Raw genomic sequence first — 8,502 nt, 5'->3', positions numbered from 1 at the left:
GCTACCGAGTGGCCGGCTTCATCTCGGAACGCTGGCCGACATCAAATCGGAACGCTGGCCGGCTTCGCCTCGGAACCGGTGGCCGACTTCAATCGGAATCCGCAGTTCGACAGCGACACCGCCCACGGTCGCTTCGGCCTGCAGTTGCACGAGGCCATGGCCGAGTACTTTCTCGACCTCAACCGCGCGCGGACCGTGGAGGGGCTCAGGGCCGCCCTGGCACGGGGCCGCAAGGGCGGGCGGCCCAAGGCCCTGTCCGCGGCGGACCTCGAGGTCGGGCGGGCGCTGCTGGCGTCGGGCACCATCTCGGTGACGGCGATCGCCCAGCGGCTGGGGGTGAGCCGGATGACCTTCTACCAGTACTTCCCGCAAGCGCGGGCGCGCAGCCAGGTGGCGCGGGAGGGCTGAGGGGATGCCGATCCGGCGCGAGCAGCGCGGCTACTACCCGATCGACTGGCCCCAAATCTCGGCCGTGATCCGTTTCCGGCGCGCGGGCGGGCGCTGCTAGAGCGCTTCAAGGCAGTGATGCCTAGAACAACTTCTCCGGAGCCATCGTCCAGCACTGCCCTTTGATTACCTTAGATTACCGGCGACGTTCCGGAAGGCAGTGCCTAAGTTTGTTCCAACTGAAGAAGCAGCAGCAATAAGGGCAATAGCAATCAAGGCAGCAAGCAGTCCATACTCGATCGCCGTCGCACCCGACTCGTCGTAAAAAAAGCTCTTGATCATAGCTCACAACCTTGAACTGTATGCCACCTGATTAGGCAGGAGAGCGTAGTCAGAAGAGACACTTACTGCGGAGTTTTTGCAAGATGCGGTCTGTATAAATGGATAATACATGTTTTATTTTGGACCATAGTATGTTGCGCCCGAGCTGGTTGATGCACGCAGAGGGGCACCCTCGCATAGTGGCCCGATGGGGCCTCCGGGCGGTGTTCCGGAGATCTCGCGCGGGCCTAGAACTCACCGTTGGTCGAGAGGCAGGCTATCGGCCTTCGGCTAGGTCTTGCGGGCCACTGCTTCGACTGTGCTAGTCTTCGGCTGTCCGCTCCAGGCCCGCACGCCCGGGGCAGGGCCGCGGGCGGGGTCCTCGTCCACTGCGGGGATCCGGCCCGCACTCGCGTCCAGTCCCGTTTAGCGTGGGTGACAGACGGCCGGCTCATCCGGGGGCACGCTTCGGGTGTGACTGCCTCCTGCCCCTCGACGTCGCCTTGGAGGCGCCACCCGCAGGCCGCGGCATCTTCCCGCCCTACCTGAAGCGCGGCCCGCGGCTCTCTTCGCGCACAACAGAAGCTCGCCGCGAGCCCCCATGGCGGGCTGTCGCCTGGGAAAAGCGGCGGCCGGGCACGTCATGGGGGTGGAGCCTGGCCGCTGGCTGCAACGACCGACCACAGTAACGAGGGAACCAGGACGCTGAGGTGCCTAGTTCGCGAGCCTCGCGTTGCTGCGTCCGCGCGGCAGCGGGGCGGCCGGCTGCATGGCTCTCAGATCAGCTGACGCCGTCGCGTTGCCCGAGAACGTGATCGTGTCGGCAATGATCGGCATGAAAACACTCTGCTGCCCGAAGCTGCCGTTGCCGCGGATCTCGATCGATTGGGTGGGGGTGTAGATCGCACCCGTGAGCTTCAGGCTGGCCCCGCCATTGATCAGGTTGCCGTTGCTTCCGGCGACTTGCCGGTCCTGCATCAACACGATGCCGGCGTAGCTGCCGGTTGACATGGCGCTCAGGTCGAGGCTCGCCCCGCCGTTGATCGTGAAGGTCGCATCGCTGCCCGTCAGGTACAGCGTCACGCCCTGGCCCGAGACACTCGCCTGCGCGCCGATGTCGAGCGGTCCCTTGATGAGGTACAGGCCCGGGTTGAGCGTCACCGTGCCCTTCAGGGTCAAGCCGCAGTAGACCCCGGGGTCGAGCGTCTGCGTGCGGTCGGGTTTGTCCGCCTCGCCGGCATCCTTGCAGCCCGAGCCGGAGGCGAGTGGCAGGTTGCGGAACGGGTCGTCCAGCCGGGGACAGCCGCTCTGCGGGCGGGGGGTCGTGCTCGTGGGCAGGTTGGTTCCGCCCACGGCGCAGTAGCCCGTCGCCTGCACGCTGGCGGAGCCTTGCCGCGTCAGGGCGTTGGCGGCCGACGAGTTGCTGTAGATCACGCAGTTGCTCGCGACGACCGTGGCATTGCCGCTGAACAGAATGGCGTCGGTCGCCGTCGGGTTGAGGGCCAGCACGCAGACCGGCGGACCGTCGTTGCCGGGGGCAGCCGTTGACCGGGCGGTGATCGGGATCTGGGCGACGCCGAGAATGCCGGTGAAGGCGGTCGCGACGTTCTGGGTGCTGGTGACCGTGACCGTGCTCGCTTCCACGGTGACGGTCGCGGTCGGAGCGAGCCTTCTCTGATCCGGATCGCTGGGCTGGGGGAAGAACGTCTGCACTGTGTCGGCGGGGTCCTGCGAGGCCGAGATCGAGGTCACGGCCGAGAGGGCAGCTTGGTCAGTGAGTGCCTGCAAGCGGGCCCGCTCCCGGAGGGTGCGGCTGAGGTCGACCGAGGATCCGAGGAGGATCATGAGGGGCAGGAGCGTCAGGCCAAAGATCGCTGCGACGTTGCCGGACACGTTGGTCCGAAAAGCAGAGAGGGAGACCCACATGGCATGGTCCATCAGTTGACCCAGTCATTTGAGCGGATCTACGTTAATGAGATGCACTGCAAATACCTGCAGGATAGTTAGGCGCATGGTAGGCTAAACAACTTGTTACCAGATTCTAGAAAGACGTCTATTCTGCGCGGAGAAACTGCCGGAGTGGAGAGCGCCGCCTGAGTGCATCTTGCACCTCTCTTGGCCCGCGCTGCGTGACACCTCCCCCCGCGCAGGAAGCCGTCCCGTTCGCATAACGGCCAGTATGGGGCGAGAAGCGTCCGCTACGGCGAAACGGCACCGGTCGCGCGATGGCGCAAATCTGCGGCCGGATCAACGAGCCCTGTCAGGCCTTCTCACGCGCGCGAGGGCATGCCGGACGCGTAAGCGCGTTTATGACGCCGCTTGCTTGGCGATCTTGGCGAGGTGCGCCAGGCGGCACCCCGTCGCCGCCTGGATCTGCGACCACGTCATTCGGCACGGCCGATCGAGGTCTGTAGCGTGCCCTGGAGCGGTTCCGGCGGGGATGGGCGAACCGGGTTTGAGCAAAGCGGGATCGGTCCGTGCTGTGCCCGTAGTCATGCCGCAACCGCCAGGAGAGCGGCACGGTCGAGGCGATGCGCCAGCTCGTCCTCACGCTGCTGCCGGGCCCGAGCGCTCAGGCCAGCAAACCGCAGCAGCAGCTGCTGGGGCACGTCGTCGAGCAGCAGCCCCGGTGGAGCGATAGCGGCCGGCAACGGCTCGCCGAGTTCGCTCCGGCTGGCTGAGCTTGCTGAAGCCACGCTGCTGCGACACCGGGTCAGGAGGGAAGACGAACGCGGCGGTAAGCGCGCCGACCGGGCGCCTTAAAATTTGGTTAAAACTGAGACAAGCTGCTGCCGTGCTTAGTGCAGAAGCAGCATTATTATAGCGAAGCTTGCGCTCGCCGCGCCAATAAGGCCGACACTTGCCATTGTTTCCGCAATCATCGCCGCCCTCTCTTACTTGTTGAGGCTGGCCATATCGAGTGTTGGGCGATTTGGCAACTCGGACGGGCGGCTTAGTGCATGCTCAGACCGCATCCATCCGAGGCCGGTAATTAGGTTGTGCACGCTGCAAATAGCGGCCTTAAGTGCCTCGGAATGCGAACGGCCAAGCTATCCGGAGCATGCACGGACGTTGCAGTAAGCTGTGGAACTACCCTGGTCGGTGCGACAAACTCAGCACGGAAGCTTGCCCCAGTGTGTCACCGCAAGCACACTGGCACTATATCTTGTAGCCCGCCCACGAAGCGTCGCCCTATGCCTCGCTACGAAGAATTTTCTTTTTCCGTTTCTCCATACGCTGACTTGCATCGGGTTGCGCGAGTCCGCGCGGAAGGCTTCTCTCCGCGCGGCCTGGTGTGGAGCACCGCATCGGCCGCTTCCCGAGTTTTTCAACACAATCGGCCGGAAGCGGCTGTTAAGGCCCATCCTGCACCGGCGCGGGCGCATTGCCGGAGGTGAGGCGGCAAGCTCCACGACACCCCCGGGCCGTACCGGGCCGCCATGCTGACCGCCGACCCGATCGCCGATCCCGCCGCCCTGGTCTCCGAGTGGAACCGCGGCCTCGCCTCCGTCTTCCCCGGCCAGCCGCCCTGCCCGGGGTTCCGGCCCGACGAGTGGGCGACCACCCTGGAGAACTGCCGCCGCTTCGTCGACGAGTTCGGCGCCGAAGCGGCGCAGCTCGGATGGGACACGCTCACGCTGTTCTCGGTGCACCCGCAGGCCGGCATCATCCGCGGTGACTGGTGTGGCGTGCTGATGCCGTGCTCCTACCCCGTGTTCGATGTCACCGAGGCCTACCTGAAGAAGCACCTCTGGACGTCGTGGAAGCGCAAGCCGGGGCGGTATCGCAGCGTGGTGTTTTAGGAGTTTGGGAGGAAGCCCTGAGCCCGGTAGTGGCGGCCGGCCTGTTCGGGCGCCGGTCGCTTCGGCAGCCCGACCGCCTGCCGCGCCGCCCCGCAACCGGGTGAAGCGTGACGATGCAGCACCTACGATGTAGCGCAGCCGAAGGTCTGGTGGAACCGCAAGCTGGCCTCCAAGGCGAACGAACTAACGTAGATTGTATAGGACGCCGGCCGAGCCGAAGAGGGGCCGGGGACGGCCGAAGAAGGCTGACGCCTGAGAGTGTCGTGTGATCAGGATGGCAAGGTCTCGGCAAGCTTCATTGACCTGCCGTTCACCGCGCTCCTTAGCCGACGGTTCAAGGTTGCCTCCTGCTATGCCCTCATGACTTCGGGGCTGGGAGGCAGAACCCGAGGCGGCCGGGCAACGTCCCGGAGCGACAGCGACATCGAGAGGGCCTCGCTCTACAGCGGAGCCCCTCGTGTCAGAGCATGGCGAATAGGTCGAGCTGCACCGGGCCTTGATGCCGCCGCGGCCGGCCGCGCTTCCCCGACGGGGTCCATTCCGGCAGCGCCTGCCCCGGCCTGCCGTGCAGCACCGCTCCAACCACTCGGCAGTCGTCGCCATGGTGGAACGCGTACACCACGTGTGTCCCCGCGCGCAGGATCTCCTGAAGCAGCCGCTCGCCCCTCGAAAGGCGCGCCAGTGCCGCGAGCAGGCAGGGTAAGCCGGCCGAGGCGACCTGTGTGGCTTGGAACTCGATGGCCCGCATGCCCCAGAGCTGGTGGGCAGCGCCGGCCGTCGTGGTGGCGAACGGGTTGACGGCGAAGGCCGTCAATTCGTCCAGGATGAAGCCCGCGAGCCGCTCACGCTCGACAAGATGGCCTGCCGCCCTGAGGGCGCTGGCGAGCTGGTGCTTGCTCATCGGCATGGGCGTGCCGCTATCTGCTTCCTGGCGCCAATGGCCCCGGGGACCGTGGTCTGCATAGGAAGGGTGACGCCCACGCGGTGAGCGAGCCAGTCTACCCTCAAGAGCGCGCGGCGGTGCTTGGTATGGTTGGCCTTCGTTGCCGCGGGCGCGGTCGACAGGTCCGTATGGCGCATCGCGTCCAGCATCGTTCGGTGCCAGCGCGCGAGGGACTGGAGCTGGGCGAGCCGGTCTGCGGCGGGCATGGCGCGGAGTTGATGCTCGGTCGGGAGAGGCACGTCGGATCTCGCCTTGAGAGGTGAGACGTTGGCCCGTCTGGCTGGTGCCGGGCTTTGCTACGCCCCGTCCCTGCGCTCGCCGCGCGCCACGACGGTTATCATCTCGTCGGGCAGCGGGCGCTGAAGGCGCAGGGCATCTTCGGCCTGCGCCGAGCTCCTGCCGGACGACGCTGCGCATCGCCATTTCTACCTGACCGCCTACCTGCCGGGCGAGGTCGCGTGCTGGTCGGGCGTGCCGTTGCCCATGGCCTGCACCGTGATCTGCGGCGCTACGGTGATCGTGGTGCCGGCCGCGGCCCCGCCAGTGCGCGCAGACGGGATCGACGGCGTGGATATGCCGACGAGCCCGCCCTCGGCGTAGCCCTCGCGCAAGGCCTCGAGGTACTTCGGGCCGATCCGCTTCACCACGTCGGCCGGGATCACGAACTCGCCGCGGTGCACGATGCCGGCCGGCTCATACTTGCCGCCGTTGCCCGTGAAGCCGCCCTCGCTGAAGCCGAAGAGCTTCGGGATGAACGAGAACAGGCCCGCGCCGGCCGCACCGCTACTGCCAATCCCGGTCATGCCACCGAAGATCGATGAGATGAGGCTCTCGGACAGCTTGTTGATCAACACGTCGGCGATGCGGAGAAGCTGGTTCCGCAGGGCGTCGGCCGCGCTGGTCCCGCGCAGAGGGTGACGAGGTCGATACTCATGATCTACGCCGCGTCCTTCACGGCCTTGGTCCGCTGGGCGGACCGGTCGCGGACGTCTCCGAGATGAGGCTCGTCGGTTGCCTCCTCTCGAGAGAGACGAACGGCAAGGAGCCGCTGATCACTGACTCGAACTACGAGAGCAGCATACGCCGATGTGCGTCGTCGGCAGCCGCCCCCAATCTGCGGCAGCCGCGGCACCATGATCTGCCGGATTAAGCAAGTATGCTCGTGGAACTTAAGACAAAGCAAAGCGTATCCACTTTGGCCTCCTCCGCCATGCACGCTTGTTGCAAGTCTCAATGCAAGATGGCGTGAAGCTGTCCCATTCCGAGTTGGCCTCCTGCCAGCGGTGCCAAAGTGGATCAGATGCAATCGTCCTCAGACGCCGCTCCGGCGGTTGTACGCACACCCGAGGAGGTCGCAGCCGTCCGTGCGCAAGCAATCAGGCATGCTCATCAACTGCGGGCGCTAGCCTTCATCGCTCTGCGCGATGGCATGCCAAAATCCGATCTGCGGGCCGCCAATGCCCGTGCGGCGGCCCGGAGCGTGATCCGTGCTGCAAGGCGCATTTCCGAAGACGCCAAAGCGGCAGTGCGCGCGCGCGCCCTGGAGGTGGTGTCTGACACGGCAGATCACCTGGAGCCCGCCTAGCGGGCGGTACAAGCGCCGGCCCCGCGGCCGCTCGAACACGGCGCGACGACAGACTCCGTTATACCAACGGCCCTCATTTATGACCGATGTGGGCCCACTCGCGCAGGCCGATGGATGTGATGGTGTTGGGTTGGGCGAGGAGCTTGTTCCAGGCTTCGCAGGCTGCGTCGATGATGCTCTCGTAGGTGTTAAAGACGCGGTTCGACAGCCAATTCTGGCGCAGATACTGCCACACGTTCTCGACCGGGTTCAGCTCCGGTGCTCGCGAGGGCAGGAACACGAGCGTCAGGTTCTTTGGCACGTCCAGATTGGCCGTGGTGTGCCAACCGGCGCGGTCGAGCAGCAGGACGGCATGCGCGCCTCTGGCCACGGTGCGGCTGATCTCCTCAAGGTGCAATTGCATGGCGCTCGTCTCGGCATGGGGCATGGCCAGTGCCGCGCCCGTGCCTCGGGCCGGGCAGATAGCGCCAAACAGATAGGCGCTCTCATAGCGCTGATCGGCAGGCTGACGCGGGCGCGTTCCGCGCCGGGCCCACTGGTGCACGGTTCCGTTCTTCTGGCCGATGCGCGTCTCGTCTTGGAACCAGATCTCGACGGGCTTGCCCCTGGGCAGATCGGCCAAATGCGCCTTCAGCGTCTCGCGAAAGTTTTTTTGAACTCGGACACGACCCACGCGTCCTGAGCGGGATGGCGCGGGCGAGCACTGATGCGGCTGAAGCCGAGCCTGTCCAGGAGCTTGCCCACCGTGCGCTCGTGGTAGACGACCCCGAAGCGCTCGGCGATCACCCGCTGCAGATCGACCCGTCGCCAGCGCACCACCCCGTCTCTCGCACGATCCGGCCCGGCCTCAACGAGAGCCGACAGCTCGGCCAGCTGCTCCGGGGCGAGGCGCGCCTGGGGTCCCCTGGACCAGTCGTCCTTCAGGCCGTCGGGTCCGAGCGCGTTGAAGCGGTGGGCCCAATCACGCAGGGTCTGCCGATCCATGCCACCGATGCGGGCCGCGTCCGCCCGGCTCACCCCGTCCAGGACAGCTGCCAAGGACAACAAGCGTCGGCTCTGGTTGGCGTGCCGTGTCGTGGCGGCCAGGCGGCGAAGCTCGCCGGCGCTGAAGTCGGTCCTCAGGCGAACAGGAGCGGGCATGGCGCAGGTCCTCTCCGCGCCAGAGAAGCACCTCGCCGCTCACGAGGGATCCCCCCATGAGTCACAGGCCGTGGCCGTTGGTATTAGACCTCTGCTGACACCTTGGGTTCAAGCGGTCGTCGCAACACCATCTTGCACGGCAGCCAGCACAGCGTCGAGCGCCTCTGCCGGCGTCTTCCAGTTCAGCGTCTTGCGCGGTCTGCTGTTGAGGGCTGCGGCCACAGCAGCAAGATCGTTCGCGCTGTGGGCGCTCAGATCCGTTCCTTTCGGGAAGTACGGTCGCAGTAACCCGTTCGTATTCTCGTTCGTCCCCCGCTGCCAGG

The 8,502-nt window shown here is 66.0% G+C and carries 8 protein-coding genes and 1 pseudogene; 3 read left to right on the top strand and 6 right to left on the bottom strand.

Translation table 11 applies throughout. The annotated features are described in order from the left end of the window. Positions 1 to 99 precede the first annotated feature (99 nt). A pseudogene (locus tag MET2598_RS36095) lies at positions 100 to 408 on the top strand (helix-turn-helix domain-containing protein); the annotation flags it as partial. Between the two features lie 165 nt (positions 409 to 573). On the opposite strand, the gene MET2598_RS38775 reads toward MET2598_RS36095, so the two are convergent. Both MET2598_RS38775 and MET2598_RS0106990 read right to left on the bottom strand, forming a co-directional pair. Next, positions 574 to 729 (bottom strand): Flp family type IVb pilin, encoded by a 156-nt coding sequence (locus MET2598_RS38775; protein WP_084673787.1) that lies wholly within the window; start codon positions 727 to 729, stop codon positions 574 to 576. A gap of 693 nt (positions 730 to 1,422) precedes the next feature. Then, complete coding sequence (locus tag MET2598_RS0106990) at positions 1,423 to 2,634, bottom strand: pilus assembly protein TadG-related protein (protein WP_018260345.1); 1,212 nt, start codon at positions 2,632 to 2,634, stop codon at positions 1,423 to 1,425. A 605-nt stretch (positions 2,635 to 3,239) separates the two neighbouring features. On the opposite strand from MET2598_RS0106990, the gene MET2598_RS40800 reads away from it, so the two are divergent. Both MET2598_RS40800 and MET2598_RS0106975 read left to right on the top strand, forming a co-directional pair. Continuing rightward, on the top strand, positions 3,240 to 3,389 hold the full coding sequence (locus tag MET2598_RS40800; protein ID WP_018260344.1) for a hypothetical protein: 150 nt from the start codon (positions 3,240 to 3,242) through the stop codon (positions 3,387 to 3,389). A gap of 759 nt (positions 3,390 to 4,148) precedes the next feature. Next, positions 4,149 to 4,511: a hypothetical protein gene (locus tag MET2598_RS0106975; protein WP_018260343.1), complete on the top strand. Its 363-nt coding sequence runs from the start codon at positions 4,149 to 4,151 to the stop codon at positions 4,509 to 4,511. A gap of 460 nt (positions 4,512 to 4,971) precedes the next feature. Here the strand turns inward: MET2598_RS0106975 and MET2598_RS0106970 are convergent, their stop codons facing one another. The 4 genes from MET2598_RS0106970 to MET2598_RS38760 all read right to left on the bottom strand — a co-directional run. Continuing rightward, positions 4,972 to 5,418, bottom strand: a complete 447-nt coding sequence (locus MET2598_RS0106970) for a hypothetical protein (protein ID WP_018260342.1) — start codon at positions 5,416 to 5,418, stop codon at positions 4,972 to 4,974. A 473-nt stretch (positions 5,419 to 5,891) separates the two neighbouring features. Further along, positions 5,892 to 6,308: a hypothetical protein gene (locus MET2598_RS0106960; protein ID WP_157182096.1), complete on the bottom strand. Its 417-nt coding sequence runs from the start codon at positions 6,306 to 6,308 to the stop codon at positions 5,892 to 5,894. An 804-nt stretch (positions 6,309 to 7,112) separates the two neighbouring features. Next, positions 7,113 to 8,179 (bottom strand): IS630 family transposase gene (locus MET2598_RS38765; RefSeq protein WP_085984592.1). Its coding sequence is split into 2 segments (ribosomal slippage): positions 7,113 to 7,675 and positions 7,675 to 8,179, totalling 1,068 coding nucleotides; the frame shifts between segments, so codons are not numbered across the junction. Positions 8,180 to 8,287: 108 nt separating this feature from the next. Then, on the bottom strand, positions 8,288 to 8,502 hold a 215-nt coding region (locus tag MET2598_RS38760), incomplete at its 5' end, for an IS30 family transposase (protein WP_198293004.1).

This window comes from Methylobacterium sp. WSM2598 (genome assembly GCF_000379105.1).
Lineage (GTDB): Bacteria > Pseudomonadota > Alphaproteobacteria > Rhizobiales > Beijerinckiaceae > Methylobacterium.
This window is presented reverse-complemented; position numbering and strand designations above follow the sequence as displayed.

Coding starts and splice junctions, on each gene's coding strand:
- MET2598_RS38775 (WP_084673787.1), bottom strand. CDS start 729: ATGATCAAGAGCTTTTTTTACGACGAGTCGGGTGCGACGGCGATCGAG.
- MET2598_RS0106990 (WP_018260345.1), bottom strand. CDS start 2,634: ATGTGGGTCTCCCTCTCTGCTTTTCGGACCAACGTGTCCGGCAACGTC.
- MET2598_RS0106975 (WP_018260343.1), top strand. CDS start 4,149: ATGCTGACCGCCGACCCGATCGCCGATCCCGCCGCCCTGGTCTCCGAG.
- MET2598_RS0106970 (WP_018260342.1), bottom strand. CDS start 5,418: ATGCCGATGAGCAAGCACCAGCTCGCCAGCGCCCTCAGGGCGGCAGGC.
- MET2598_RS40800 (WP_018260344.1), top strand. CDS start 3,240: ATGCGCCAGCTCGTCCTCACGCTGCTGCCGGGCCCGAGCGCTCAGGCC.